The following is a 25856-nucleotide window of genomic DNA, read 5'->3' on the forward strand; positions in this document are numbered from 1 at the left end:
GCGATGCGCGACCGCCGCTCCGGCATCCTGCTCCACCCGACCTCGCTGCCCGGCCCCCACGGCGCGGGCGACCTCGGCGGCGCGGCGCACCGCTTCGCGGGATGGCTCGCCGACGCCGGCCAGCGGCTGTGGCAGGTGCTGCCGCTCGGCCCGACCGGCTTCGGCGACTCGCCCTACCAGGCGCTCTCCTCGCGCGCCGGCAACCCGCTGCTGGTCTCGCTGGAGGTGCTCCGCAACGAGGGCTGGCTCGAGGACGGCGAGCTCGCCGGCGCCCCCGCCGGCGAGCCGGGGCGGGCCGACCTCCACGCGGCGCTGGAGTGGAAGCGCGAGCGGCTGGCGCGCGCGGCGCGGGCGTTCCGGGCCGGCGCCGACGGCGAGCGCGCGGCGGAGCTGGAGGACTTCCGCGCGCGCGAGGGGGCGTGGCTGGAGGACTGGGCGCTGTTCGCGGCGCTGAAGGCGGCGCACGGCGGCCGGCCCTGGACGGCCTGGCCGGCGCCGCTCGCCCGGCGCGAGCCGAGGGCGCTCGAGGCGGCGCGGGCGCGCTTCGCGGACGAGGTCTTCGCCGAGGTGTTCGCGCAGTTCGCCTTCTCCCGCCAGTGGGCGGCGCTGCGCGCGCGCTGCCGCGCGCTCGGGATCGAGCTGATGGGCGACCTGCCCATCTACGTGGCCCACGACTCGGCGGAGGTGTGGGCCCGGCCGGAGCTGTTCCGGCTCGACGCCTCCGGCGAGCCGGCGGTGATCGCCGGCGTCCCGCCGGACTACTTCAGCGCCACCGGCCAGCGCTGGGGGAACCCGCTCTACGACTGGGAGGCGGTGGCGCGCGAGGGCTGGCGCTTCTGGATCGAGCGCGTGCGCGGCACGCTCGCGCTGGTGGACCGCGTCCGGCTCGACCACTTCCGCGGCTTCGAGGCCTACTGGGAGATCCCCGCCGGCGCGCCCACCGCCGAGCGCGGCCGCTGGGTGCCCGGCCCGGGCGCGAGGCTGTTCGAGGCGCTCCTCCGCGCGCTCGGCCCGCTGCCGTTCGTGGCCGAGAACCTGGGCGTCATCACGCCGGAGGTGGAGGCGCTCCGGCGGCGCTTCGGCCTGCCGGGGATGGCCATCCTGCAGTTCGCGTTCGGGGACGACCCGCAGGCGCCCACCTTCCAGCCCCACAACTACGCGCCCGACCTGGTCGCGTACACCGGCACGCACGACAACGACACCGTGGCGGGCTGGTGGCGGGGCGGGGCGGGCGACAGCGTCCGGACGGCCGAGGCGGTGGCGCGAGAGAAGGCGTTCGCGCTCGAGTACCTCGGGGTGGACGGGCGCGACGTGCCGGGCGCGATGATCCGCGCGGTGCTCGCGTCCGTCGCCGACACGGCGGTGTTCCCGCTCCAGGACGCGCTGGGCCTCGGGTCGGAGGCGCGCATGAACACGCCCGCCACCCTGGGCGGCAACTGGCGCTGGCGGGTGCGCGAGGAGGCGCTCGACGCCGGGCTGGCCGACCGGCTGCGGCGGCTCGCGACCGTGTACGGGCGCGCGCCCGCTCAGGCGGGCTTGCGCAGCTCGAACCAGAAGTAGCCGTACGGCGCGAGCGTCAGCGCGTAGGGCTGCCGCCCGATGCGCGGGAACTCGGTGTACCCGACCATCTCCACCGGCACGTAGCCCTCGAGGTGGGAGAGGTCGAGCTGCGCCGGCTGGGCGAAGCGCGACACGTTCGCCACGCACAGGATCACGTCCTCGTCGTGGCGGCGGACGTAGGCGAGCACCTTGCGGTTCTGCACCGGCAGGAACTCCATCGTGCCGCGCCCGAACGCCCGGAACAGCTTCCGCAGCGCGATCGTGTTCCGCATCCAGTGCAGGAGCGAGGACGGGTCGCGCAGCTGGGCCTCGACGTTCACCGCCTGGTACCCGTACACCGCGTCGGAGATGGGCGCGGAGTAGAGCCGGCCGGGGTCGGCGCGGGAGAAGCCGGCGTTCCGGTCCGGGCTCCACTGCATGGGCGTGCGCACGCCGTTGCGGTCGTGGAGGTAGATGTTGTCGCCCATGCCGAGCTCGTCGCCGTAGTAGACGATCGGCGTGCCCGGGAACGAGAACAGGAGCGAGTTGAGCAGCTCCATGCGCCGGCGGCTGTTGTCCACCAGCGGCGCGAGCCGGCGCCGGATCCCGACGTTCAGCTTCATGCGCGGGTCCTGGCTGTACGCGAGGTACATGTAGTCGCGCTCGTCGGCGGTCACCATCTCCAGCGTCAGCTCGTCGTGGTTGCGCAGGAACAGCGCCCACTGGCAGGTGTCCGGGATGGCCGGGGTGCGGCGCATGATCTCGACGATGGGCTCCACGTCCTCGAGCCGCAGCGCCATGAAGATGCGCGGCATGAGCGGGAAGTGGAACGCCATGTGGCACTCGTCGCCCTCGCCGAAGTACGGGCGCACGTCGGCCGGCCACTGGTTCGCCTCGGCGAGCAGCATGCGGCCGGGGAAGTGCTGGTCCACGTACGCCCGGATCCGGCGGATGAGCTCGTGCGTGCCGGGCAGGTTCTCGCAGCTCGTCCCCTCCTGCTCGACCAGGTACGGCACCGCGTCCAGCCGGAAGCCGTCCACGCCCATCTCGGCCCAGAAGCGCAGCGCGTCCAGCACCTCGCCGAGCACCACCGCGTTCTCGAAGTTCAGGTCCGGCTGGTGCGAGAAGAAGCGGTGCCAGTAGTACTGCTTCGCCTCCGGATCCCAGGTCCAGTTCGACTTCTCGGTGTCGGTGAAGATGATGCGGGCGTCGCGGTAGCGCTCGTCGGTGTCGCTCCACACGTAGTAGGCGCGCTCCGGCGAGCCGGGCGGTGCGCGCCGGGCGCGCTGGAACCAGGGGTGCTGGTCGGAGGTGTGGTTCACCACCAGCTCCACCACCACGCGGATGCCGCGGGCGTGCGCCGCGGCCACGAGCTGGCGGAAGTCGTCCACCGTGCCGTAGTCGGGGTGGATGCCCTTGTAGTCGGCGATGTCGTAGCCGTCGTCGCGCAGCGGCGACGGGAAGAACGGCAGCAGCCAGAGGCAGGTGATGCCGAGGTCCTGGAGGTAGTCGAGCTTCTCCACCAGCCCGCGCAGGTCGCCCACGCCGTCGCCGTTGGAGTCGTAGAACGACTTCACGTGCGTCTCGTAGATGACCGCGTCCTTGAACCAGAGCGGATCGACCGCCCGCCTGCGCTGCGAGATCGCCATGTGCCTCCCCGGGCCGGCCGGGCCCGCGCGTCCTGATGCGAGTCCGTAAGGTACATCCGGACCGCCCTCCCCGCGCGGAGGACGCGCGCGCGGCGCCCCTCCGGGCCGGCCCGCGGCCTGCGCGCCGCTGCGCGGGGCGGCTCCGCGCCGGCGGGCGGCCGTGCGGCGGCGGGTCCTGCGCTGCGAGGGGCGTTCCGCGCCGGCCGGCCGCGTGCGCAGCGTACGGCCGGTGGCGGGCGCGGCGGTCGGGCGGGCGGGGAGGCTCCGGGGGGCGGGTGCGGCGGTGGCCGCGGCCGCGGCGCTCCTGTCGCTGGCGGCCTGCGATCCCTGGCACTGCTCGTTCGAGAGCCACGGCGCCTGCGTGGAGTTCGAGTCGCCGCCCGCCGACCTCGAGGCGGCCAAAGCCAGGATGGACCGCCTGCTCGAGCTGGAGCTGCCGTTCTGGAACCTTCACTCGCTGTCCGGCTGGCGGATCCAGTACCGGGACACGACCGAGTACGTCTGCTACCTGGCCACCCGCAACGAGGGCTGCACCGACTACATCCAGCACACGCTGTCGCTGCACGTGCCCGACGACTCTGGGGGCTGCTTCGAGGCGGCGGAGCTGCTGCACGAGCTCGGGCACTACAAGCTGGGGGACCCGACCCACTCGAACCCGCGGTGGAAGGACGTGGACGCGGCGTTCGCCGGGATCGTCTGGGACCGGCCCGACGCGCCCGCGGAGTGCCGCAAGCGGTACCAGGGCATCCGCCTCGGCATGTGGCCGGTGGGGACGGACGCGCTGTGATGCCGCCGCGGCCCCCGGCTGACGCGGCGCGCCGCGGCCCCCGCCCCCACCAGGCGCGCTCCGACGTGGGATGCGCGGCGGCCGCGGCCGATTAGGCCATCCTTTCACAAGGAGGCGCCCGATGGCGTCGATCCACAAGCACGTGACCCGCGAGATGGTGTCCCTCGAGGCGACCGCGCCGATCCGCGAGGCGGCGCGCCTCATGTCGGAGCGCAAGATCGGCTCGGTGGCGGTCCGCGACGGCGGCCGGATCGTCGGGCTGGTGACGGAGCGCGATCTCGTCGCGACCGTGCTCGCGCGCGGCGGCGACGCGAACCATCCCATGCGCGAGGCGATGCGCCAGGGGCTCCCGCGCGTCTCCAGCAGCGCCACCGAGGTGGAGGTGGCCGGGCTGATGCGCGACCACACCACCCGCCACCTGCTCGTCGAGGAGGGCGGCCAGGTCGTGGGCGTGGTCTCGATGCGCGACATCATCCAGCTCATGCTGGACGAGAAGCAGTTCCTCATCGAGCAGCTGCAGACGTACATCGACGGCCGCTGACGCACCCGCGCCGCGGCTGCGCGACGGCGCGCAGGCGTTCACGGTCCGTCAACGGTGCCGGCGGGACGAGCCGGCTCGCCTTGCGGGTATTCCCCGCGTGGGGCCTTCTCTTGCCCACGTCCGGGGGATACCCCCGATGGACCGAGGTCTACGACGACGATGCGCATCGCGGTGCTACGTGAGGCGGCGCCCGGAGAGCTCCGGGTCGCCCTGGTCCCCGAGAACGTCACACGGTTGGTGAAGCAGGGCCACGAGGTCCGCGTGGAGCGCGGCGCGGGCGAGGCCGCCGGCTTCCCCGACGCGGCCTACACGGCGGCCGGCGCGCAGGTGGGCGACGCGGCCGCCGCGCTCGACGGCGCGCGCGTGGTCGCGGCGGTGCAGCGGCCCTCCGAGGCGCAGGTGGAGCGGCTCCCGCCCGGCGCGCTGCTGGTCGGCCTGCTCGCGCCGCACGGCGCCGGGCCGCTCCTCGAGCGGCTCGCCGCGCGCGGCGTGGACGCGATGGCCATGGAGAAGGTCCCCCGCACCACGCGCGCGCAGTCCATGGACGCGCTCTCGTCGCAGGCCACGCTCGCCGGCTACAAGGCCGTGCTGCTCGGCGCGGGCGCCCTCCCCCGCATCCTCCCCATGATGACCACCGCGGCCGGCACGCTCGCGCCCGCGAAGGCGTTCGTGGTCGGCGCCGGCGTGGCGGGGCTGCAGGCGATCGCCACGGCGCGCCGGCTCGGCGCGGTGGTGTCCGCGTTCGACGTGCGGCCGGTCGTGAAGGAGCAGGTGCAGTCGCTCGGCGCCGCGTTCGTGGAGGTGCCCGCGGTGGCCGCCGAGGGCACGGGCGGCTACGCGAAGGAGCTGGGCCAGTCCGAGCAGGAGCGCGTCCTCGCCGCCATCGCCGGCCACGTGAAGGACATGGACCTCGTGATCACCACCGCGCAGATCCCGGGCCGGCCGGCGCCGCGCCTGATCACCGCGGACATGGTCCGCTCCATGCGGCCCGGCTCGGTGGTGGTGGACCTGGCCGCCGAGACCGGGGGCAACTGCGAGCTGACGCGCGCCGGCGAGACGGTGGTGGACGCCGGCGTGTCGGTGATCGGCGCGGTCAACCTCCCGTCCACGGTGCCGTTCCACGCCAGCCAGATGTACGGCCGCAACGTGGTCACGCTGCTCGCCCACCTGTTCAAGGACGGGAAGGCGGACCTCGACGCGCAGGAGGAGATCGCCGCCGCCATGCTGGTGGTGCACGGCGGGAAGGTGCGGGCCTGACCCATGCTCGAGCTCATCCAGATCTACGTCTTCGTCCTCGCCGGCTTCGTCGGGTTCTTCGTCATCACCCGGGTCCCGGCGCTGCTGCACACCCCCCTCATGTCGGCCACCAACGCCATCAGCGCCATCTCGCTGGTGGGCTCGCTGGTGATGGCCGGGGCGGAGCGCGGGCTGCTCGCGAACGTCCTCGGGTTCGTGGCGGTCACCTCCGCGACCATCAACGTGGTGGGCGGCTTCATCATCACCGACCGCATGCTCAAGATGTTCAAGCGCGCCGACCGGGCGGGAGGCCAGAAGAAGTGAGCCCGCGCACGCTGTTCATCGAGGCGGCGTACCTCGCCGCGTCGGTCCTGTTCATCCTCGGCCTCCGCAGCCTCACCATCCCGGACAAGGCCCGGCGCGGCATGCAGCTCGCCGCTGTCGGCATGCTGCTCGCGATCGTGGGCACGCTCGTGCACCACGAGGTCGTCCACTACGGGTGGATCCTGGCCGGCCTGGCGCTCGGGTCGGCCATCGGCTACCCGCTCGGCGTCTACGTCCCCATGACCGCGATGCCGCAGCGCATCGCGATCTCGCACATGTTCGGCGCGGTCGCCGCCACGCTGGTGGGCGTCGCGGAGTACTGGCACCTGGGCAACGGCGCCGAGGTGGGCCGGGGCACCATGGCGGCCCTGGGCTTCGAGGTGCTGTTCGGCGCCCTCACCATCACCGGCAGCTTCATGGCGTTCGGGAAGCTCCAGGAGCTGCTCCCCTCGCGGCCGGTCACCTTCCCCGGCCAGAACGTCGTCTCGCTCCTGATGTTCGCCGCGGCGCTCGGGCTGTTCGCCTGGCTCATCTACGATCCCGGGGCGCACCCGGCGGCGTTCTACGCCATGGTGGGGCTGGGGCTGCTGTTCGGGGTGTCGCTGGTGCTCCCCATCGGCGGCGCAGACATGCCGGTGGTCATCTCCCTGCTCAACTCGTACGCCGGCCTGGCGTCGTCCGCGACGGGCTTCGCCATCGGCAACAACGTGCTCATCATCGCCGGGGCGCTCGACGGCGCCTCGGGCTTCATCCTGTCGATCATCATGAGCCGGGCGATGAACCGGTCGTTCACGAACGTGCTGTTCGGCGCGTTCGGCTCGGCGCCGGCGGCGTCCGCCAAGACCGCCCAGGGGCTGACGGTCCGGTCCATCACCCCGGAGGACGCCGCCATCCAGCTCGCGTTCGCGCGGCTCGTGATCGTGGTCCCCGGCTACGGCATGGCGGTGGCGCAGGCGCAGCACCAGGTCCGGGAGCTGGCCCAGCTCGTCGAGAAGAACGGCGGGACGGTGCTCTACGCCATCCACCCGGTGGCGGGCCGCATGCCCGGCCACATGAACGTGCTGCTCGCGGAGGCGGACATCCCCTACGACAAGCTCAAGGAGATGGACGAGATCAACGACGAGTTCCAGAACGCCGACGTGGCCCTCGTCATCGGCGCGAACGACGTCGTGAACCCCGCGGCGCGGAACGACCGCGCCTCGCCCATCTACGGGATGCCCATCCTCGACGTGGACAAGGCGAAGCAGGTCATCGTCATGAAGCGCTCGATGAACCCGGGCTTCGCGGGCATCGAGAACGAGCTGTTCTACGCCGAGAACACCTCGATGCTGTTCGGCGACGCGAAGGCCTCGCTCGCGAAGCTGGTGCACGAGGTGAAGCAGCAGTCCTGAGCCTCGCGGCGCGCCCAGCGCCGGGGGGCGCCGGCGACGCGAGGACGGCACGGGCCCCGCGCACGACGCGCGAGGCCCGTGCTGCCTCCAGCGCGAACGGCGCTACTTGTTCGAGTCGGCCTTCACCTCGATCGCCATGGGCTTGTCGCCCTTGAGGTTGAAGGACGCCTTCACGTCCTGTCCGGGCTTGAGCTGCGAGAGCCGGGCGGTGTTGCCGTCCAGCTCCACCTTGGTGTTCCGGTCGCAGTGCAGCGTCGCGGTGGTCGCGTCGTCGCGATCCAGCGTGATGGCGGTCTGCGACACCTTGGAGATCTTGCCCTTGATGTCGAAGTCCTTCTTCGACATCTCGTCCCGGCGCTGCTCGGCCTGCGCCGTGTTCTGGTGCATGCCCGGCTCGTTCGCGCTCCCGGTGCCGGTCTGGTCGCGCGTCCACTGCCCGGCGCGATCGGCCGAGTTCTTCGTGTCGCGCGCGGCCGCCTGCCCGGCCTCCTTCGTCTCCTCCTTGGTGCTCCCCAGGCGGTCGTTCGCCGCCGCCGTCCCGGCGAGCAGCAGCGCGCCCATCAACACAGCCAGTTTACGCATGGTCCCCTCCTGGCGGGCGTCTGCCCGTCCGACGCAGAAGGTAGGCACGCGCCCGCACGAGCGCGACGCGCCGCGAAGGCGGCGGGGGGAGCGGGCGCCCGGGCACCGTGCGAGGGTGCGCGTCCCCCGGCGCCCCGGCGCTCACGCGGTCTCGATGGAGGCCGCCTGCTGGAGGCCCAGCTCCTGGATGGCGGTCTCGCGCATCTTGTACTTCTGGACCTTGCCTGAGACCGTCATCGGGAAGGCGTCCACGAACTTGTAGTAGCGCGGGATCTTGTAGGTCGCGATCTTGCCCTTGCAGTAGGCGCGCATCTCGTCGCCGGTGAGCGAGACGCCGGGCCGCAGCTTCACCCAGGCCATCAGCTCCTCGCCGTACTTCACGTCGGGCACGCCGATCACCTGCACGTCGGAGACGCCCGGGATCGTGTAGAGGAACTCCTCCACCTCGCGCGGGAAGATGTTCTCGCCGCCGCGCAGCACCATGTCCTTGATGCGCCCGACGATCTTCACGTAGCCGTGCTCGTCGATGGTGGCGAGGTCGCCGGTGTGCATCCAGCGGCCGTCGTCGATGGCCTCGCGGGTGGCGTGCGGATCGCGCCAGTAGCCGAGCATCACCGAGTAGCCGCGGGTGCACAGCTCGCCGGGCGTGCCGCGCGGCACGATCCGGCCGGTGGTGGGATCGACGATCTTGATCTCGACGTGCGGGTGGACCTGGCCCACCGTGGTCACCCGCTTCTCCAGCGGGTCGTCGGTGCGCGACTGCGTCGACACCGGCGAGGTCTCGGTCATGCCGTAGCAGATGGTGACCTCCGGCATGTGCATGTCCTTCTGGACCTTCTTCATCACCTCCACCGGGCAGGGCGAGCCGGCCATGATCCCGGTGCGCAGCGAGGAGAAGTCGAACGCCTGGAACTCCGGGTGATCGAGCTCCGCGATGAACATGGTGGGCACGCCGTACAGCGCGGTGCAGCGCTCCTGCTGCACGGTGCGCATCACCGTGAGCGGGTCGAAGTTGTCGAGCGGGATCACCATGGCCGCGCCGTGCGTGGTGATGGCCATGTTGGCGAGGACCATGCCGAAGCAGTGGTAGAACGGCACCGGGATGCACACCCGGTCGGCGTCGGTGTAGCGCAGGAACTCGCCGATGAAGAAGCCGTTGTTGACGATGTTGTGGTGCGAGAGGGTGGCGCCCTTCGGGAACCCGGTGGTGCCGCTGGTGTACTGGATGTTGATGGGGTCGTCGAACTGGAGGTCGCGCTCGAGGCGCGCCAGCTCCTCCTCGCTGAAGCGCAGCGCGTCGTGCTTGAGGGCGCCCCACTCGTCGTCGATGACGATGGTCTGGCGCAGCTCGGGGCAGCGGAGCCGCACGTCGCGCACCATGGCCACGTAGTCCGCGTTGCGGAACGTCCGCGCGAGCAGCAGCGTGGACACGCCCGACTGCTTGAGCGCGTACTCCAGCTCGTGCACGCGGTAGGCCGGGTTGATGTTGACCAGGATCGCGCCGATGCGCGCCGAGGCGTACTGGATCACCACCCACTCGTACCGGTTCGGCGCCCAGATGCCGACGCGGTCGCCCTTCTTGACGCCGCGGACCAGCAACCCGCGCGCCACCAGCGACGTCTCCTCCCAGAACTGCCGGTACGTCGCGCGGTAGCCCTGGTACACCGACACCAGCGCGTCGCGATCCGGGAACCGCTGCACCGTGCGGCGCAGGTTCTCGCCGATGGTCTCGCCGAGGAGCGGCGTGGTGGACGGCCCGCTGACGTAGGATGGTGCGTTCAAGGCTCTGCCTCCGGGAGGGGAAACGGGGGCGGAATCCTAGACGCGCGCGGGCCCGGGTGGAAGGGTGTGCGTGCGCGACGCCGCGCGTCACCCACGATCGTCGCGAGGACCGCGCCGCGCCGCGCCGGCTACGGCTCGAGCACCAGCGAGCCGGTGGTGGCGCGCGCCTCCAGCGCGCGGTGCGCCTCGGCCGCCTGCGCCAGCGGGAGCGCGCGGCCGACCTCCACCTTCACCGCCCCGCTCCCGACCACCTCGAGCAGCTCGGCGGCGCTGCGCTCCAGGTCCGCCCGCCGCGCCACGTAGGTGAACACGCTCGGCCGCGTGAGGAACAGCGAGCCCTTGCGCGAGAGCAGCAGCGGGTCCAGCGGCGGCACCGGCCCGGACGCGTTGCCGAACGTCACCATCATGCCGAGCGGCCGCAGGCAGTCGATGGAGCCGGCGAAGGTGGTCTTGCCGACCGAGTCGTACACCACCGGCACGCCCTCGCCGCCGGTGATCTCCCGCACCCGCGCCACGAAGTCCTCGCGCGTGTACACGATGGCGTGGTCGCACCCGTGGGCCCGCGCCAGCGCCGCCTTCTCGTCGCTGCCCACCGTGCCGATCACGGTCGCGCCGAGCGCCTTCAGCCACTGGATCGCGATGAGCCCGACCCCGCCCGCCGCCGCGTGCCAGAGCACCACGTCGCCCGCCTTCACCGGGTAGGTGCGCCGGATGAGCACCTGCGCCGTGAGCCCCTTCAGCATGGCGCCGGCCGCGGTGCGGTCGGAGATCGCGTCGGGCAGGCGCACCAGCCGGTCGGCCGGGACCACCCGCGCCTCGGCGTAGCAGCCCGGCCCGCCGACGAACGCGACGCGGTCGCCCGGGCGGACGTGGTCCACGCCCGCGCCCACCGCCTCCACCCGCCCCGCCGCCTCGACGCCCAGGCCGGCCGGGAGCTGCATCGGGTACAGGCCGGACCGCTGGTACACGTCCACGAAGTTCACGCCGGCGGCGGCGATGCGGAGCCGGGCCTCGCCCGGCCCGGGATCACCCAAGGTGACGTCCTCCAGCTTCAGGACCTCGGGGCCGCCGTGCTCGTGGAACCGGATCGCGCGCATGCATCCCTCCTAACCCGGCCGCCATTCGCGCGCACCGCCCGGTTCGCCGCAGGCCGGGCGGGCAGGCGGGCAGGCGCGGGCGGGGCGGCGTGCCGAGATTCGGCCCGTGCGCACCGCCCTCCCCGCCGTGCTCGCCCTCTCGCTCGCCTGCGGAGGGGGCGGCCCCGCTCCTGCGCCGCCCGCCGCGATCCCCCCGCCGCCGGGGGCGCCGGACCCGGTCCCCACGCCGCCCTCCGCCGCGCCCTCCGCCGCGCTCACCATCGAGCGGCTGGACGCGTCCGGCGAGTGCGCCGGCCTGGTGCCGGACGGTGCGCCCGAGCCGGTGACCCTCGCGCGCGCCGCGCCGGCGGACGCGACCTGCGGCGCGGCGCTGTCGGATGGGACCGGGCAGGTGGCCGCGTCGGCGCGCGACGCCGGCGGCACGAGCTGGCAGGTGTTCGACCCGGGCGGCGCGCCCGGGCGCACGTTCCGGGCCCGGCCGCTCCTGACGCAGCCCTCGGGCTGGCTCGGGCTGGTTCAGGACGACGCCGCCCCGGGCGGCCCGGCGGTGCGCGTCGTCGCGCTCGCGAGCGACGGCGCCGCGGCGGGCGCCGAGGCCGTGTCCTCCGATCCGGCGCTGGCCGTGCTGCGCGGCGCGAGCCTGGCCGGCGATCCGTCCGGCGGCGCGCTCGCGCTGGTCGCCGACACCGCCGTCGCCGGCAACCACTGGAGCGCGCTCCACGCCCAGCGCTTCGACGCGGCCGGCGCGCCGCGCTGGGCCGAGCCGGCCCGCTTCGGCGCGCGCAGCGAGTCCGACGTGACGTTCCTGGTGGGCGGCGTCTCGCGCGGCGGCGAGGCGCTCGCGGTGTGGCAGCGCTCGGCCTGGGTGGACGTGGCCTGGCTGGACGGCGCCGGCGGCGCGCTCGCCGCGGGCGAGCTGGTCGAGCGCTCCGCCGACCTCACCGGCTCGGGCGCGCTCCGGCACGAGCTGGAGCTGGTGCCGCTGCTCGACGGCGCGCTCGCCCTGCGCGCCGACGGCGCGTTCCGGCGGGTCTACCCACGGCTGGCCACCACCAGCGCGCCGCTCCCCGGGTGGCTGGCCGGCCGCGCCGGGTGGAGCCTGCGCTTCACGCGCGGCAACGCGGGCTACGCGCTGCTGCCGCCGCCCGGCGCGGCCGCGGCGGACTGCGCCCAGGCCATCGAGCTGCGCGCGCCCTCGGGGCGCCTGTGCGGGCGGATCTGGCTCCGCCGGCCGGGCGCCGGCGCCTGCACCACCGGCGCGGTGGACCAGGGCTGGGACGGCACGGTGTCGCAGCAGGACGCGCAGGGCGCCTGCAGCTGGCGCGTCTGGCCGCGGCTCCTGGCGCGCTGATCAGCGCAGCGACGCCATGATCTCGTCGAGCACCGCCCGCGGCGGCCGCACCCGCGCCTCCGGCAGCGTCGCCAGCGGCGCCTCCACCATCCGGAGCTGGTCGGTCAGCGAGGCCGCCTTCGCGTCCACGAAGAACACGCCGGTGAGCACCTCGCCGCGGGCGGACGCCTCCATCAGCCGCGCCACCGCCCGGGTCCGGTCGCGGGGGTCGAACCCCTCCTCGAGCTTGCGGAGCCGCAGGTGCGCGCCGTCGTGCAGCTCGACGTCCACCGTGGTGCCGGGATCGTAGTCCACGGTCACGTCCTCGAACGCCGGCACGTACGACAGCTCCTGCAGCGGCGCGTCGTGCTCCTTCACGTAGGCGAACGAGCGCGTCGAGCCCTCGTGATCGTTGAACGTGACGCAGGGCGAGAGCACGTCGAGCATGGCGGTGCCGCGGTGCGAGAGCGCCGCCTTGAGCATGGCCGAGAGCTGGCGCTTGTCGCCGGAGAAGGAGCGGCCGACGAAGGTGGCGCCGAGCTGGACGGCGAGCGCGCAGGTGTCGATGGGCGGCAGCTCGTTCGCGATGCCGCTCTTCAGGCGCGAGCCGACGTCGGCGGTGGCGGAGAACTGGCCCTTGGTGAGGCCGTACACGCCGTTGTCCTCGATGACGTAGAGGATGGGCAGGTTGCGCCGCATGAGGTGCGCGAACTGGCCGATGCCGATGGACGCGGTGTCGCCGTCGCCGGACACGCCCACGCCGACGAGCGTCCGGTTCGCGAGCAGGGCGCCGGTCGCGACCGCCGGCATGCGCCCGTGCACGGCGTTGAACGCGTGCGAGCGGCTCATGAAGTAGGCGGGCGTCTTGGACGAGCAGCCGATGCCGGAGAACTTGGCCACCCGCTCCGGCGGGACGCCCAGGTCGAACATCGCCTCGAGCAGGCGCTCGGAGATGGCGTTGTGCCCGCAGCCGGCGCACAGGGTGGTCTTGCCGCCCTTGTAGTCCGCGATGGCGAGGCCGAGGCGGTTCTGGCGAGGGGCGGCGGCGCCGGGGGGAACGGGAGCGGCCATGGTCACCTCGCCTCCTTCGCCAGCAGCTCGTCGGTCACCGAGCGCGCGTCGAGCGGGAGCCCGTGCACGTGGGCGATGCCGCGCAGCCGCGGCACCAGCTCGGCGGGGAGATCCAGCTTCAGCAGCGCGGCGAGCTGGCCGTCGCGGTTCTGCTCGACCACGTAGACCCGCTCGTGCGCGCGCACGAACGCCTCCACCTCCCGCGAGAACGGGTAGGCGCGGACGCGCAGGTAGTCGGTCTCGAGGCCCGCCTCGGCCGCGAGCTGCGCGCGCGCCTCCAGGATGGCGGGGTGGGACGAGCCGTACGCGATGATGCCCACCTTCGCGCTGCCGCCGCCGTGCCGCTCCGGCGCTGGCAGGAGCGCGCGGGCGCCGTCGAGCTTCCGCGCCAGCCGGGCCATGTTCTGCTCGAAGACCGCCGGGCTCTCGCTGTACGCCGACGCGTCGTCGTGGCCGGTGCCGCGGGTGAAGTACGCGGCGCGCGGGTGATCGGTCCCCGGCAGCGTGCGCCAGCCGATCCCGTCGCCGTCCACGTCGCGGTAGCGGGCGAAGCCGCCCAGCCGCTCGAGGTCCTCCTTCGAGAGCACCTTGCCGCGGTCGATGGGGCGGTCGGGGTACGGGAACGGGTCCGCCATCCAGTTGTTCATCCCCAGGTCGAGATCGGTCATCACGAAGACCGGCGTCTGCAGCCGCTCGGCGACGTCGAACGCCTCCACGCCCATCGCGAAGCACTCCTCCACCGAGCCCGGGAACAGCAGCACGTGCTGCGTGTCGCCGTGCGAGAGGAACGCGGTGGAGAGCACGTCGCCCTGCGACGTGCGGGTGGGCAGGCCGGTGGACGGGCCGACGCGCTGGACGTCGAAGATCACGACCGGGATCTCGGCGTAGTAGGCGAGCCCGACGAACTCGGCCATCAGCGAGAGCCCCGGGCCCGCGCTCGCGGTCATGGCGCGCGCGCCCGCCCAGCCGGCGCCGATCGCCATGCCCACCGCCGCCAGCTCGTCCTCGGCCTGGACCACCGCGTAGGTGGCCCGGCCGTCCGCGTCCACGCGGTGCTCGCGGAGGTGGCCGATGAGCGTCTCGACCAGCGAGGACGACGGCGTGATCGGGTACCAGGCCACCACGGTGACGCCGGCGAACAGCGCCCCGAGCGCCGCGGCGGAGTTCCCGTCCACGATGATCTTCCCGGCGGTCGCGTCCATGCGCCGGACCGAGAGGCGGTCGCGCTTCTCCAGCGTGCCGGCGTGCTCGAAGCCGGCGCGCGCCGCGGCCACGTTCAGCTCGCGGGCCCGCGCCTTCTGCCCGAAGACGCGCCCGATGGCGCGCTCGACCTCGCCCATCTCGATCCCGAGCAGCCGCGCCAGCACGCCCACGTACGCCATGTTCCGCAGGAGCTTCCGGAGCCGGGCCTCGCTCGCGACCGGCGCGATCACCTCGTCGAACGGGACCGGGTAGAACACGAGGTCGTCTCGCAGCGAGGCGAGCGCGAGGGGCGCGTCGTAGACCACGGCTGCGCCCGGCGAGAGCGCGCGCACGTCCTCGCGCGCGGTCTCCGGGTTCATCGCGACCAGCAGGTCGATCTCCTTCTTGCGCGCGGTCCAGCCGTCCCGGGACGCACGCACCGTGTACCAGGTGGGCAGCCCCGCGATGTTGGAGGGGAACAGGTTCTTGCCCGAGACCGGGATGCCCATCTGGAACAGCGACCGCAGCAGCACGGTGTTCGAGCTCTGCGAGCCCGAGCCGTTCGCGGTGGCGACCTGGATGGAGAAATCGTTGACGAGCGGAGGCTGGGACGCGCGGCCGGCCCCCGCCTCCCCCGCTGCAGTGCTGTGCTCGAGCATGGCGCTCCGGGTGCACGAGAGATCGACGGGACGGAGATAACGGGGCGTGGGGGCCGCGCCAGCCAGCCCCCGGGTCGGTACCCGTCGGCGACCCGCGCGGGCATCCCGTGCTCGCGCCTCGCGTCCGCGTCCCGGCCCACTGGCCCCCCGGGCAGGCCCCCGCGCGTCCGCTTGCCCGGCGCCGTCGCGGCGGGCACTCCTGCCCCCGCTCGAGCCCGCGCTCCGCGGGCGGGCCCCGAGGAGCACCTTTGATCCGTCTCGACCTGAGGACCTCCCTTCCCCTCGCCTGCGCGCTCGCGCTGGCCGCCTGCTCGAGCGGCGGCGGCGACGGCCCGTCCGCCGCGACGCCCGCCGTGAGCGCGCGGGGCGGGACCGGCCGCACCAGCACCGGCGGCGGTGGCGGCGCGTTCATCGTCTCGGTCACGCCGGGCGGCGGCGTCTCGCTTCGCCCCGGCGTCGCGCCGCCCGCGCTCGCCATCCCGATCGTGCCCGCGCCCGACCTGGGCGCGAACCCGCGGACCCTCTCCTCGGACACGACGCTGCTCGCCGCGGGCCCGATCCTGGGCGACGACGGCGCGAACCCGGCGACCGGCCTCTGGGTGAAGGCGGGGGCGACGCTCACGCTGGATCCGGACGGATCCGCCGTGGCGTACCTGCTGGTGGACGGCGCGATCCGGGTGGACGGCACCGTCCTCACCACCCTGTACGACGCCAGCCAGTCCACCGCGACGATCTCGCTCCGCGCCGCCGCGCTGCACGTCTCCGCGAGCGGCCGGATCGACGGCACGCCGCCGGACTCGGCCGGTGACGGGCTCGGGTCGGGCGGCGTGACCGTGCGCACCTCGGGCGCCATCGTGAACGCGGGCGCCATCCTCGCGCGCGGCGGCCGCGGCACCTCCGGCGGCCACGCCGGCGAGCTCGATCTCGGCGCCTCCGACGGGCCGCTGGTGAACACCGGGATCATCGACGGGTCCGGCGGTGAGGGCACCGACGGCGCCGGCGGCTCCGCGATCGCCGCCTCGCTGTGGGGCATCTGGGGCGAGGCGGGCACCTGCGACGCCCACAACCTCGGCCGCATCGTCGCGCGCGGCGGGAACGGCACCAGCGGCGGCGGCGACGGCGGGTACGTGTACCTGTCCGGCTGCGCCGTGGGCGACACCTTCAGCGCGGGCGAGCTGGACGCCTCGGGTGGCGCGGCCACCGTGGACGGCCCCGGCGGCAGCGCCGCGGGGACCGCCCTCGAGGCGTCGGACGGCCGGGCGCTCGTGGCCGGCGTGCTGCGGGCGCGCGGCGGGCGCGCGGCGAACGGGCCCGGCGGCGCCGGTGGCGGCGTGCAGGTGCTCGCGACCGGCTCGACCGGCGCGGTGCGGGCGGTGGTGCTCGCCCAGCTCGACTCGGGCGGCGGCGACGGCACCGTGGGCGGCGACGCCGGCGCGGTGGTGGTGAGGCAGGAGGGCTTCGCCGACGGCGACGTGCGCGTCGAGGTGGGGACCGGCGCGGTGGACGCGGGCGGCGGTGACGGCGCCGACGGCGGCGGGAACGGCGGCTGGATCGGGGTCGACGGCGCGAGCGCGCCGACGATCTCGGCGGCGGCGGTGGCCGCGGACGGCATCGCGGTCGAGGCCGCGCTCCGCGCCGCCGGGGGCGCCGGGGGCGCCGGCGAGGGCGGCGTGGGCGGCCACGTCCAGCTGGCTGGCTCGCAGGTCGCCTGCGGCGCGGTGGCGGTGGACGGCGGCGCGTCGTCCGCGATGGCGGGCGGCGTCGGCGGGACCGTCGACCTGGCCTCCGCCACCGCGGCGACCGTGGTGGCGGCGCCGCTCACCGCCCGCGGCGGCGCGGGCACGCCGGCCGGCGCGGCCGGCGCGGTGACCATCGACGGCGCGGTGAAGCCGCTCGACGGCGGGGTGTACCGGCCGTAGTGCACGGACGGGGGTGAGGGGCGGCTCCGCGCGGGGGCCGCCCCTCACGTTTCAGCGGGCGATCACCCGAGGACGAGCAGCAGGTCCTCCTTCTCGACCTTGTCGCCCTCCTTGAAGCGGACCTCGGCGATGCGGCAGTCGCCCTTCGCCTTGACGTTCGTCTCCATCTTCATCGCCTCGGTGACGAGCAGCACGGCGCCGGCCTTCACCTCGTCGCCCGGCTTCACGTTCACCTTCAGCACCTTGCCCGGCATGGGCGCGCCCACGTGCGCCGGGTTGCCGCGCTCCGCCTTCACCCGCGCCGCCGACGCCTGCGCGGCGGAGGCGTCGCGCACGTTGATGGTGCGCCCCTCGCCGTTCAGCTCGAAGATCAGGTCGCGGGTCCCGTCCTTCTCCAGCTTGCCCATCGAGACGAGCTTCACGATGAGCGTCTTGCCGGGCTCGATCTCGACGCTGGTCTCCTGGCCGGGCTCGAGGCCCCAGAAGAACACCGGCGTCGGGACCACCGAGGTGTCGGAGAACGCCTCGCGGTGGCGCGAGAGCTCCGGCCAGACGTTGGGGTAGAGCAGCCAGGACACGAGCGCCTTGTCATCCACCGGGTGCCCCACCCGCTCCGCCGCCCTGCGCCGCTCGGCCTCGAAGTCGGCCGGCTCGAGCAGCTCGCCCGGGCGGCAGGTGATGGGCTCCTGGCCGCGGAGCACGATCTCGCGCAGCCGCTCCGGGAACCCGCCGTGGAGCTGGCCGAGCATGCCGCGGGCGAGCCCCACCACCGACTCCGGGAACGCGAGCTCGCTCGCCTTGTCGGTGAACAGGTCCTCCGGCTCGAGCCCGTTCTTCACCAGGAACATGGCCATGTCGCCGACCACCTTCGACGACGGCGTCACCTTCACGATGTCGCCGAACAGCAGGTTCACCTTGCGGTACATGTCCTTGCACTCCTCCCACCTGTCGAGGAGGCCCAGCCCGGCCACCTGCGGCTTGTAGTTGGAGTACTGGCCGCCCGGGATCTCGTGCCGGTAGACCTCGGCCGTCCCGCTCTTCAGGCCCGACTCGAACGGCGCGTAATAGTCCCGCACCGTCTCCCAGTAGTTCGCGAGCTGCTGCAGCCCGCCGCGATCGAGCTTCGGGTCCCAGGCGCTCCCCTCCAGCACGGCCGCGAGCGAGTTCAGGTTCGGCTGCGCCGTGAGGCCGGAGAGCGGCGACAGCGCCGCGTCGACCACGTCCACGCCGGCCTTCGTCGCCTCGAGCAGCGTGGCGGAGGCCACGCCGGAGGTGTCGTGCGTGTGGAGGTGCACCGGGAGGCCGACGGCGTCCTTCAGCGCCTTCACCAGCTTCGCGGCGGCGAACGGCTTCAGCAGGCCCGCCATGTCCTTCACCGCGAGGAAGTGGGCGCCCATCCGCTCCAGCTCCTTCGCGAGCTTCACGTAGTAGTCGAGCGGGTACTTGTCGCGCCTCGGGTCGTCGATGTCGCCCGTGTAGCAGACGGCCGCCTCGCACACCTTGCCCTGCCGGCGCACCGCCTCCATGGCGACCTTCATGCCCCGGGTCCAGTTCAGCGAGTCGAACACGCGGAACACGTCGATCCCGGACCTCGCCGCCTCCTCCACGAAGCGCTCGACGACGTTGTCGGGGTAGTTCGTGTAGCCGACCGCGTTCGAGCCGCGGAGCAGCATCTGGAACAGGACGTTCGGGACCTCCTTGCGCAGCTTGTGCAGCCGCTCCCAGGGGTCCTCGCGCAGGAAGCGCATGGCCACGTCGAACGTGGCGCCGCCCCACATCTCCAGCGAGAACAGCCCGGCGCCGAGCACGCTGGTGGCGGGCGCGATGCGGAGCAGGTCGTGGGTGCGCACCCGCGTCGCGAGCAGCGACTGGTGCGCGTCGCGCATGGTCGTGTCGGTGAACAGCAGCCGCTTCTCGGCGAGCACCCAGCGCGCCAGCCCCTCCGGACCGCGCTCCAGCAGGACGTCGCGGGTGCCCTTGGGCCGCGGGCGGGTCAGGTCCACCTTCGGCAGGCGCGGCTCGCGGAGCTCCGCCGGGCGCGTGGCGCGCGACACGCCGGGCGAGCCGTTCACGGTCACGTCGGCGAGGTAGCGCAGCAGCTTCGTCCCGCGGTCCTTGCGCTCCGACTGCGCCAGCAGCTCGGGGTGGTCCTCGATGAAGGAGGTGTCGCAGCGGCCGGACAGGAACACCGGGTGCCGCATCACGTTCTCGAGGAACGCGATGTTCGTCTTGACGCCGCGGACGCGGAACTCCTGCAGCGACCGGTCCATCACGTGCGCCGCGGCGTCGAGCGTCAGCCCCCACGTCGTGATCTTCACCAGCAGCGAGTCGTAGTGCGGCGTGATCACCGCGCCGGTGAACGCCGAGCCCGCGTCGAGCCGCACGCCGAAGCCGCCCGGCGAGCGGTACGCCTTCAGCACGCCGTAGTCCGGCGCGAAGCCGTTCTGCGGGTCCTCGGTGGTGATGCGGCACTGCACCGCGAACCCGCGCCGCTGCACGTCCTGCTGCCGCGCGATCCCGATCTCCGGGTCGGAGAGCCGCTTGCCCTGCGCCACCAGGAGCTGCGCCTGCACCAGGTTCCGGCCGGTGATGCTCTCGGTGACCGTGTGCTCCACCTGGATGCGCGGGTTGACCTCGATGAAGTAGTGGCGCCCCTGCGGGTCCACCAGGAACTCCACCGTGCCGGCGTTCCGGTAGCTCACCGATCGCGCGATCTTCAGCGCGTCGCCGCAGATCGCCTCGCGCTGCGCCTCGGTGAGCGCGAGCGACGGCGCGAACTCGACCACCTTCTGGTGGCGGCGCTGGATGGAGCAGTCGCGCTCGAACAGGTGGACGAGCTCGCCGTGGTGGTCGCCCAGCACCTGGACCTCGATGTGCTTGGGGCGCTCGATGTAGCGCTCCAGGAACACCGCCGGGTTGCCGAACGCGGCGCGCGCCTCGCTGCGCGCCGAGACCAGCCCCTCCAGCAGCTCCTTCTGGCTGCGCGCCACGCGCATCCCGCGGCCGCCGCCGCCGGCGCTCGCCTTGATGATGATGGGGTAGCCGTGCTGCTTCGCGAAGATGAGCGCCTCCTCGTCGTGGAGGATGGGCTCGGGGGTGCCGGGGACCACCGGCACGCCGGCGGCCTGCGCGGCCTTGCGGCCGGCCACCTTGTCGCCCAGCTTGCGCTGCATCTCGGAGGTCGGGCCGACGAACGCGATGCCGGCGCGCTCGCACGCCTCGGAGAACTCCGGGTTCTCCGAGAGGAAGCCGTAGCCGGGGTGGATCGCGTCCACCTCCAGCCGCCTCGCCAGCTCCACGATCTCCTCGATGCCGAGGTAGGCGTCGATGGGCGGCTTCCCCTTGCCCACCAGGTACGCCTCGTCGGCCTTGTAGCGGTGCAGGGAGAGGCGGTCCTCCTCCGAGTAGATCGCGACGGTCTGGATGCCGAGCTCGGTGCAGGCTCGGAAGATCCGGATCGCGATCTCGCCGCGGTTCGCTGCCATCACGCGCTTGAACGGGATCGTCATGTCGGGCTCCGGGACGACGAGGCGGCGCGCGCACGCGAGGCGCGCGCCGTTGGCGGGGTCGAGGGTCGATGGCGATCGCCGTCCGCTCGGGGCGGGCGAGGAACGGGGCGTCGAGGATCAAGTCGGGCGTCGCGGGCTCGGCTCGGTCCAGCGGTTCGGCGTCGGGTGCGAAGTGGAGCACAGCCTGCCGCACCGTGTCGAGGGGCGTCGCAGGGCTCCCGCCTGATTCTCCGGTCGGCGACCTGAGCGGTCGACGAGACCGATCGTGAACGCGCCGGAGCGGATCGCGGCGACGCGGCGCCGCGCTACCCGCGCGCCAGCAAGTACCGCCCGAGCTCCTGGTCCACGCCGGCGATGTGGCGCCGGAGCCAGTCGGAGATCCAGTTGTGCAGCGTGAGCGCGGCGAGCGGGCTGGCGCCGCTGCGCTGGACCTCACCCGCCAGGTCCTCGAAGTCGCGCCGGAACGCGTCGTGGGCCGCCTTGTGCGCGGCGTACTCCGGGAACCCCACCGCGCGCATCTCCCGCTCCTCCGCCTCGAAGTGCTCGACCACGTAGTCGGCGAGGAACTCGAGCAGCGGCTGGACCTCGGACCGGTCGCCGGCGCGCAGCGCCACGATCAGCCGCTCGGCGCGGCGAAACAGCTCCTGGTGCTGGGCGTCGATCTCGGCCACCCCCACCGAGAGCGACGGCGTCCACTCGATCACCATGGGGCGCCCAGTATCCCCGGTCGCGGTCCCCGCCGCCACGGCCCCGGCGCCGCAGCCCCGGTCACCGGCTTCCCCGCAGGTGCCGCGCCAGGTGGGCGTCGGTCGCGCCGATGTGCGTGGCCAGCCAGTCGGCGATCCAGGTCTCCGCCCGCACCGTGATGGCGGCGCTCGGCCCGGCCCGCTCGAACAGCTCGCGGAGCGCGTGGTACTCGCGCACGAAGCGGTCGTGCGAGGCCTTGTGCACGGTCAGGCCGGGGAAGCCGGTCTCGGACATGAGCCGCTCCTCGTCCGCGAAGTGCTCGACCACGTAGCTGCCCAGGAACTCGAACAGCGGCGCCACCTCGGCGCGGTCCCCGCGCGCCATGGCCTGCACCAGCGACTCGTACCTGCGGAACAGCTCCTGATGCTGCCGGTCGATCACGTCGTGACCGAGCTCCAGCGCCGGGCTCCAGCGCGCGCTCATCCGGTTTCCCCCTCGACTCCCCCGGCGGCACAGTCCCCCGGCCGGCGCATTCGGGGTAGTCCCTCGTCCCGGCGACCGCGCACCCCTGTCCCCAAGCGTGCGCGTGCGCGAAAACCTTGCCGGTTCCGCGCCGCGCGAGGTGGAGCCAACCCCGCGAAAAAGCAGGGCGTCCGGCGAAGACGCGCGGCACGAAAGCTGCTATCTTCGCCAGTTCCGCTCCACATGGGGCCGTGGAACCCCTCCGAAGGCACCTCGACGATGACGGCCAGCACCTCCCCCCGCGAGATCCCGTTCAACTACACCTCGGCCGACGACCGGCAGGCCATCTCCCACCTGCTCGGTCCGCACGTCTGGCAGAAGCTCGAGGAGCTGCGCGGCCTCCGCGTCACCGGCCGCAGCGCGCGCCTGCTGATGCGGTTCTTCGGCGAGATCCTCATCCACCGGCGCAACCCGTTCCTGTTCCAGGAGCTGGTCGAGTCCCGCGCCCGGCGCCGGCGCTTCTTCTCGAACATCGAGACCGACCTCGGCCTGGTCGAGCGGAACGCGAACGGCGAGGCCCGGGTGCTGGAGGTCCTCTCGGAGAGCCGGCAGCTCCTGGTGGCCTTCCGCCAGGAGGTGGAGGGGACCCCCGAGCTGCGGCGGCGGATGCTGCGCGAGCTGGGCGCGGTGGTGGGCAAGGACGCGGTGCTGTTCGACCCGTTCACGCTGGTGTCGCACGCCACCGACGCCACCGACTGGCGCCTGCACCTGCCGGTCGCGGTGGTGATGCCCGACGACGAGCGCCAGGTCGCGCCGGTGCTGGCGGGCATCGCGCGGCTGGGCCTGAAGGCCATCCCGCGCGGCGGCGGCACCGGGCTCACCGGCGGCGCGGTGCCGCTGCGGCCCGGCTGCGTGGTGGTGAACACCGAGAAGCTGAACCGGATCCGCGGCGTCTCCGAGCGCGCGTTCACGCTCGCGGACGGCCGGACCGCGGCGGCGCAGGTGGTGGACCTCGAGGCGGGCGTGGTCACCGAGACCGCCATGGAGCACGCCGCCGCGCGCGGCCTGGTGTTCGCGACCGACCCCACCAGCGCCTGGGCCTGCACCATCGGCGGCAACATCGCCGAGAACGCCGGCGGCAAGGACTGCGTGCAGTGGGGCACCTGCATCGACAACCTGATCTCCTGGCGGATGGCGATGCCGTCGGGCCGGCTCTGGACCGTCCGGCGCACCGATCACCCGCTGCGCAAGATCCTCCCGGAGGACACCGTCACCTTCCAGGTGGCCGACCAGGACGGCGCGGTGGTGAAGACGGTCGCGCTGCGCGGCGCCGACGTCCGCAAGAAGGGGCTCTGGAAGGACATCACCAACAAGGCGCTGGGCGGCGTGCCGGGCCTGCAGAAGGAGGGCACCGACGGCGTCATCACCTCGGCGGAGTTCATCCTCTACCCCGAGTTCGAGGTGAAGCGGACGCTGTGCCTGGAGTTCTTCGGGCCGGACTTCGACGAGGCCTCGCGGGTGATCCTGCAGCTCGCCCGCGCGTTCCCGTTCCCGAACGACGGCAAGGAGACGCTCACCGCGCTCGAGCACTTCGACGACGAGTACGTCCGCGCCATCGACTACAAGGTGAAGGCGGCGCGGGCCGAGACGCCGCGCGCGGTGCTGCTCATCGACGTGGTGGGCCACTCCGCCGAGGAGGCGGCGCGCGGCGTGGGCACCATCCGCGGCATCCTCGACGAGCACCCCAACACCGAGCTGTTCGAGGCGCGCGACGCGGCCGAGGGCAAGCGCTTCTGGGCCGACCGCAAGAAGCTGGGCGCCATCGCCCGGCGCACCAACGCGTTCAAGATGAACGAGGACATCGTCCTCCCGCTCGACCAGCTGGCCGGGTTCGCGCGGTTCGTCGAGGACATGAACGTGGAGGAGGAGCGGTACGCGCAGGGACGGCTGGTGGACCGGGCCGAGGAGCTCCTGCGGAGCACCGAGCCGCCGCGCGAGGACCCGGAGTGGCTGGCCGGCAAGATCCCCGCCGCGCTCGAGCGCTGCGCCCGCGCCCGCGACGCCATCTCGCGCGCGGGGCCGAAGGACCTGCGCGCGCTGGCGCTGCTGGAGGACTTCCGCCGCGACCTCGCGAAGCTGATGCGCGGCTGGCCGGAGCTGACCCGCGCGGTGGACCGCGCGCACCAGGAGGTGCGCGACCGCCTGGTGGTGCTCGCGACGCACATGCACGCGGGCGACGGCAACGTCCACGTGAACATCCCGGTGCTGTCCAACGACCGGCCCATGCTGCGGCGGACCGAGCACGTGCTCGACGTGGTGATGGAGAAGGTGGTCTCGCTCGGCGGCGTGGTCTCCGGCGAGCACGGCATCGGCATCACCAAGCTCAAGTACCTCGAGCCCGAGCGCATCGAGGAGCTGTCGGCGCACCGCCGCGACGTGGACCCCGGCGGCCTGATGAACCCGGGCAAGCTCGAGGACGTGGACGTGCTCGACCGCGTCTTCACGCCCTCGTTCAACCTCCTCGAGCTCGAGGCGCGCATCCTCAAGCACGGGCAGCTGGAGGAGCTGGCCCGCGCCATCGCGCACTGCGTCCGGTGCGGCAAGTGCAAGCCGGACTGCTGCGTCTACCACCCGGCGCGCGGCATGTTCTTCCACCCGCGCAACAAGAACCTGGCGATCGGCTCGCTCATCGAGGCGCTGCTCTACGACGCCCAGCGCAAGCGCTCCACGCGCTTCGAGCTGCTGCGGTGGCTGGAGGAGATCGCCGACCACTGCACCATCTGCCACAAGTGCCTGAAGCCCTGCCCCGTGGACATCGACTCCGGCAAGGTGTCGATCCTGGAGCGCGAGATCCTGGCGAGCTGGGGCTACAAGCACTCCACCGCGGCGACCCGCGCCACGCTCGGCTACCTCGACAGCCGGTCGCCCACCTACAACAAGCTGTTCCGCGCCGGCGTGGTGCAGATCGGCGGCGCGCTGCAGCGGGCCGGCTGCGAGGTGACCGCGCCGTTCCAGCCGGAGGACGCCGCGCCGCGGCTCTACCCGCTCCAGCTGCTGCGCGCGCCCATGCCGCCCGCGCCGCCCGAGACGCTGCGCGACGTGATCCCCGCGTGCGAGCAGGACCAGGTGCTGGTGTTCGAGCCGGACGGCGGCGCGGAGGCGGAGCGGACCGTCTTCTACTTCCCCGGCTGCGGCTCGGAGCGGCTCCAGTCGCACATCTCGATGGCCGCGCTGCACGTGCTCACCCAGCTGCGCACGCGGGTGATCCTGCCGCCGCCGTTCATGTGCTGCGGGTTCCCGCAGCAGGTGAACGGGAAGGCGGACACGCACTCGCAGACCATGCTGCGCGACACGATCCTGTTCAGCCAGATCCGCGACATGTTCGCGCACCTGCAGTTCGACGGCTGCATCGTGACCTGCGGCACCTGCCGCGAGGGGCTGGCGGAGATGGAGGCGGGCCAGCTCTTCGGCGGCCGGCTGGTGGACGTCACCCGCTACGCGCTGGAGCGCGGCCTGCGGCTGGAGGGCTCCGGCGACTTCCTGTACCACGCGCCCTGCCACGACTCGCTCGACGGCAAGGCGCAGGAGGTGCTGGTGAAGCTCGGCGGCTTCGGCAAGGTGGAGGCGGTGCCGCACTGCTGCTCCGAGGCCGGGACGCTCACGCTCTCGCGGCCGGACATCACCGACGCCATGCTGCACCGCAAGCGCGCCGCGTTCGCGGAGGCGCTCGAGACGCGGCCGGGCGGCGCCACGGTGCTCACCAACTGCCCGTCCTGCGTCCAGGGCCTGGGCCGCAACACGCCCATCGGCGTCCAGCCCAAGCACCTCGCCATCGCGCTGGCGGAGCGCATCAGCGGTCCGGGCTGGCTGGAGCTGTTCCGGTCGAACGCCGCGCGCGCGCACGCCGTGCACTTCTGAGGCGGCGCCGTCCCTCCCCGCCGGCGCCGCCGCGCGGCGCCGGTGCGCGCGCGCGCGCACCGGCTGCGTTCACCCATGGTGATCGACCGCCGCGCCGCCGCGCCGCCCTCCCTCGATCGGATCAGTCGATTTCCCGCCCGGCCCCTTCTCAGGTGCCTGCGATGCGTGCAGACTGCCCGATCTTCGAACGC

General features: G+C 73.4%; 18 protein-coding genes. 9 read left to right on the top strand and 9 right to left on the bottom strand.

Annotated elements, in window-relative coordinates; all coding sequences use genetic code 11:
* Positions 1-3 precede the first annotated feature (3 nt).
* Positions 4-1560, top strand: a complete 1557-nt coding sequence (malQ, locus tag ANAEK_RS15595; protein ID WP_012527096.1) for a 4-alpha-glucanotransferase — start codon at positions 4-6, stop codon at positions 1558-1560.
* Here malQ and treS read toward each other — a convergent pair.
* Positions 1527-3188 carry a maltose alpha-D-glucosyltransferase gene (gene treS, locus ANAEK_RS15600; protein ID WP_012527097.1) on the bottom strand — a complete coding sequence of 554 codons (1662 nt, stop codon included), beginning with the start codon at positions 3186-3188 and terminating at the stop codon, positions 1527-1529. The two genes, malQ and treS, sit on opposite strands and share 34 nt — an antisense overlap.
* A gap of 283 nt (positions 3189-3471) precedes the next feature.
* Here treS and ANAEK_RS15605 point away from each other — a divergent pair, with 283 nt between their 5' ends.
* The 5 genes from ANAEK_RS15605 to ANAEK_RS15625 all read left to right on the top strand — a co-directional run bounded on the left by ANAEK_RS15605 (position 3472) and on the right by ANAEK_RS15625 (position 7467).
* Entirely contained in the window at positions 3472-3975 is a 504-nt protein-coding gene (locus ANAEK_RS15605) for a hypothetical protein (RefSeq protein ID WP_232288237.1), read from the top strand.
* Positions 3976-4096: 121 nt separating this feature from the next.
* Entirely contained in the window at positions 4097-4516 is a 420-nt protein-coding gene (locus ANAEK_RS15610) for a cyclic nucleotide-binding/CBS domain-containing protein (RefSeq protein WP_012527099.1), read from the top strand.
* 159 nt (positions 4517-4675) lie between these two features.
* Positions 4676-5773, top strand: coding sequence for a Re/Si-specific NAD(P)(+) transhydrogenase subunit alpha (locus ANAEK_RS15615; RefSeq protein ID WP_012527100.1), 1098 nt, complete (start codon positions 4676-4678; stop codon positions 5771-5773).
* Positions 5774-5776: 3 nt separating this feature from the next.
* Positions 5777-6076, top strand: coding sequence for an NAD(P) transhydrogenase subunit alpha (locus tag ANAEK_RS15620; RefSeq protein ID WP_011422058.1), 300 nt, complete (start codon positions 5777-5779; stop codon positions 6074-6076).
* Positions 6073-7467 (top strand): NAD(P)(+) transhydrogenase (Re/Si-specific) subunit beta, encoded by a 1395-nt coding sequence (locus tag ANAEK_RS15625; RefSeq protein WP_012527101.1) that lies wholly within the window; start codon positions 6073-6075, stop codon positions 7465-7467. The genes ANAEK_RS15620 and ANAEK_RS15625 overlap by 4 nt, the downstream gene beginning before the upstream one ends.
* Positions 7468-7569: 102 nt before the next feature.
* Here the strand turns inward: ANAEK_RS15625 and ANAEK_RS15630 are convergent, their stop codons facing one another.
* The 3 genes from ANAEK_RS15630 to ANAEK_RS15640 form a co-directional block, all read right to left on the bottom strand.
* Positions 7570-8049 (bottom strand): hypothetical protein, encoded by a 480-nt coding sequence (locus tag ANAEK_RS15630; protein ID WP_012527102.1) that lies wholly within the window; start codon positions 8047-8049, stop codon positions 7570-7572.
* 141 nt (positions 8050-8190) lie between these two features.
* Positions 8191-9831, bottom strand: a complete 1641-nt coding sequence (locus tag ANAEK_RS15635; protein WP_012527103.1) for an AMP-binding protein — start codon at positions 9829-9831, stop codon at positions 8191-8193.
* 128 nt (positions 9832-9959) lie between these two features.
* Positions 9960-10928, bottom strand: coding sequence for a quinone oxidoreductase (locus ANAEK_RS15640; protein ID WP_012527104.1), 969 nt, complete (start codon positions 10926-10928; stop codon positions 9960-9962).
* A 106-nt stretch (positions 10929-11034) separates the two neighbouring features.
* Here ANAEK_RS15640 and ANAEK_RS15645 point away from each other — a divergent pair, with 106 nt between their 5' ends.
* Complete coding sequence (locus ANAEK_RS15645; RefSeq protein WP_012527105.1) at positions 11035-12279, top strand: hypothetical protein; 1245 nt, start codon at positions 11035-11037, stop codon at positions 12277-12279.
* Here ANAEK_RS15645 and ANAEK_RS15650 read toward each other — a convergent pair whose 3' ends face one another.
* Together ANAEK_RS15650 and ANAEK_RS15655 are read right to left on the bottom strand one after the other, a co-directional pair.
* A complete protein-coding gene (locus ANAEK_RS15650; protein WP_012527106.1) occupies positions 12280-13329 on the bottom strand; it encodes a 2-oxoacid:ferredoxin oxidoreductase subunit beta in 1050 nt (349 codons plus the stop codon).
* Positions 13330-13331: 2 nt separating this feature from the next.
* The gene (locus ANAEK_RS15655) at positions 13332-15170 is read right to left on the bottom strand and encodes a 2-oxoacid:acceptor oxidoreductase subunit alpha (protein WP_012527107.1); all 1839 of its coding nucleotides are present in this window, start codon (positions 15168-15170) and stop codon (positions 13332-13334) included.
* A 248-nt stretch (positions 15171-15418) separates the two neighbouring features.
* Between ANAEK_RS15655 and ANAEK_RS15660 the strand changes: the two genes are divergently transcribed.
* The gene (locus ANAEK_RS15660; protein WP_012527108.1) at positions 15419-17089 is read left to right on the top strand and encodes a hypothetical protein; all 1671 of its coding nucleotides are present in this window, start codon (positions 15419-15421) and stop codon (positions 17087-17089) included.
* Positions 17090-17151: 62 nt separating this feature from the next.
* Here the strand turns inward: ANAEK_RS15660 and ANAEK_RS15665 are convergent, their stop codons facing one another.
* The 3 genes from ANAEK_RS15665 to ANAEK_RS15680 form a co-directional block, all read right to left on the bottom strand.
* Positions 17152-20598: a pyruvate carboxylase gene (locus ANAEK_RS15665; RefSeq protein ID WP_012527109.1), complete on the bottom strand. Its 3447-nt coding sequence runs from the start codon at positions 20596-20598 to the stop codon at positions 17152-17154.
* A gap of 305 nt (positions 20599-20903) precedes the next feature.
* Positions 20904-21305, bottom strand: coding sequence for a bacteriohemerythrin (locus ANAEK_RS15675; RefSeq protein ID WP_012527110.1), 402 nt, complete (start codon positions 21303-21305; stop codon positions 20904-20906).
* Between the two features lie 61 nt (positions 21306-21366).
* Positions 21367-21768 (bottom strand): bacteriohemerythrin, encoded by a 402-nt coding sequence (locus ANAEK_RS15680; protein WP_012527111.1) that lies wholly within the window; start codon positions 21766-21768, stop codon positions 21367-21369.
* Positions 21769-22026: 258 nt separating this feature from the next.
* Here ANAEK_RS15680 and ANAEK_RS15685 point away from each other — a divergent pair, with 258 nt between their 5' ends.
* The gene (locus ANAEK_RS15685) at positions 22027-25665 is read left to right on the top strand and encodes a DUF3683 domain-containing protein (protein WP_012527112.1); all 3639 of its coding nucleotides are present in this window, start codon (positions 22027-22029) and stop codon (positions 25663-25665) included.
* Positions 25666-25856 lie beyond the last annotated feature (191 nt).

It is taken from the genome of Anaeromyxobacter sp. K (genome assembly GCF_000020805.1).
In the GTDB taxonomy this organism is placed as follows: domain Bacteria; phylum Myxococcota; class Myxococcia; order Myxococcales; family Anaeromyxobacteraceae; genus Anaeromyxobacter; species Anaeromyxobacter dehalogenans.

Coding starts and splice junctions, on each gene's coding strand:
- malQ (WP_012527096.1), top strand. CDS start 4: ATGCGCGACCGCCGCTCCGGCATCCTGCTCCACCCGACCTCGCTGCCC.
- treS (WP_012527097.1), bottom strand. CDS start 3,188: ATGGCGATCTCGCAGCGCAGGCGGGCGGTCGATCCGCTCTGGTTCAAG.
- ANAEK_RS15610 (WP_012527099.1), top strand. CDS start 4,097: ATGGCGTCGATCCACAAGCACGTGACCCGCGAGATGGTGTCCCTCGAG.
- ANAEK_RS15615 (WP_012527100.1), top strand. CDS start 4,676: ATGCGCATCGCGGTGCTACGTGAGGCGGCGCCCGGAGAGCTCCGGGTC.
- ANAEK_RS15620 (WP_011422058.1), top strand. CDS start 5,777: ATGCTCGAGCTCATCCAGATCTACGTCTTCGTCCTCGCCGGCTTCGTC.
- ANAEK_RS15630 (WP_012527102.1), bottom strand. CDS start 8,049: ATGCGTAAACTGGCTGTGTTGATGGGCGCGCTGCTGCTCGCCGGGACG.
- ANAEK_RS15640 (WP_012527104.1), bottom strand. CDS start 10,928: ATGCGCGCGATCCGGTTCCACGAGCACGGCGGCCCCGAGGTCCTGAAG.
- ANAEK_RS15650 (WP_012527106.1), bottom strand. CDS start 13,329: ATGGCCGCTCCCGTTCCCCCCGGCGCCGCCGCCCCTCGCCAGAACCGC.
- ANAEK_RS15655 (WP_012527107.1), bottom strand. CDS start 15,170: ATGCTCGAGCACAGCACTGCAGCGGGGGAGGCGGGGGCCGGCCGCGCG.
- ANAEK_RS15665 (WP_012527109.1), bottom strand. CDS start 20,598: ATGACGATCCCGTTCAAGCGCGTGATGGCAGCGAACCGCGGCGAGATC.
- ANAEK_RS15675 (WP_012527110.1), bottom strand. CDS start 21,305: ATGGTGATCGAGTGGACGCCGTCGCTCTCGGTGGGGGTGGCCGAGATC.
- ANAEK_RS15680 (WP_012527111.1), bottom strand. CDS start 21,768: ATGAGCGCGCGCTGGAGCCCGGCGCTGGAGCTCGGTCACGACGTGATC.
- ANAEK_RS15685 (WP_012527112.1), top strand. CDS start 22,027: ATGACGGCCAGCACCTCCCCCCGCGAGATCCCGTTCAACTACACCTCG.